Below are 1,317 nucleotides of genomic sequence, written 5' to 3' on the forward strand. Positions count from 1 at the left end.
CCACCAGAACGGCGCGGTGTTAGAGGACCCGTCCGAGGTGGAACTCGTCGCGGCGCCCGCCGACAAGGTGGTCCCGCCGGACTTCTACTCGACGACGAACCACCCGACCGAGGTGCTGTACGACGGCGAGTGGATCGACGTCGAGCGGATCGAGATGGACTGCGCGCTCGTCGTCGATCCCGAAGGCGCCTCCGACGGTTCCCCCCGAGCCTACACCAAGACGCTCAACACGGTCGAGGAGGGCGACCTGATCGCCACCGACCAGTCCGGGATCCGCGTGAACCCGCCCGAGCGCCCGCGGAGCGGCGGCGGCGCGTTCGGCTTCATGCAGGGCGGCGTCTCCGCCGAGCGCCCCTCGGAGTCGACGATCCGCGAGGTCGCCGAGGAGCTGCGCGCGGTGAAGGAGGCGGGCGGCAACGTGATGGTCGTCGCCGGGCCGGCCGTGATCCACTCGGGCGCGGGCGACGCGCTGGCCGACCTCGTCGCCGCGGGCTACGTCGACGCGCTCTCGGCGGGCAACGGCTTCGCCACGCACGACCTCGAACGCTCCATCTACGGCACCTCGCTCGGGATGAACGTCGAGACGCTCGAACACCCGCGGAAGGGCCACAAACACCACATCTGGACCATCTCGGAGATCATCCGAGCGGGCGGGATCGAGGCCGCCGTCGAGGAGGGGATCGTCACCGAGGGCGTGATGTACGAGTGCGTCGAGAACGACGTGAACACCGTCCTGGCCGGCTCGATCCGCGACGACGGCCCGCTCCCGGACACGGTCACCGACGCGGTGGAAGCGCAGGACGCCATCCGCGAGCAGGCCCACGAGGCCGACATCGTCCTCATGCTCGCCACGCTGCTCCACTCGGTCGCCGTCGGGAACTGCCTCCCGTCGACGACGAAGACCGTCTGCGTCGACATCAACCCCGCCACCGTCACCCAGCTGCTCGACCGGGGCTCTGCGCAGGCGGTCGGGATGGTCACCGACATCGGAACCTTCGTGCCGACGCTCGCGGAGTTCGTGGTGGAGGACGATTCATGACAGTCGACATCCGCTCCTACGACCGCGAGCGCGACGCCGCCGGCCTCTACGAGTCAAAGGTCGCCTTCGAGCGCGGCCTCGGCGAGAACACCGGCGGCGACGGGAAGGCGGCCGCTTACGACGGCAAACTCACCGAGGCGTACCGCGAGCGCTGGCTCGACTGGGTCGACCGCTGCGTCGCCGACGACCCGCGGTGCGTGACCGTCGCGGTCGAGTCGCGAACCGAAGAGACGGTCGGCTACGCCTTCGTCCTCCCGGAGCGCATGGCGGTGAACTGG

The 1,317-nt window shown here is 70.0% G+C and carries 1 protein-coding gene and 1 pseudogene; both read left to right on the top strand.

What is annotated here, in order from left to right:
- Nucleotides 1–1,039, top strand: a 1,039-nt coding sequence (locus tag B9G38_RS17495; RefSeq protein ID WP_086221194.1) for a TIGR00300 family protein, incomplete at its 5' end; no start/stop codon positions are given.
- Nucleotides 1,036–1,317, top strand: a pseudogene (locus tag B9G38_RS17500) (GNAT family N-acetyltransferase); the annotation flags it as partial. The gene B9G38_RS17495 and the pseudogene B9G38_RS17500, both read left to right, overlap by 4 nt.

The sequence above is a fragment of the Halorubrum sp. SD612 genome (genome assembly GCF_002135005.1).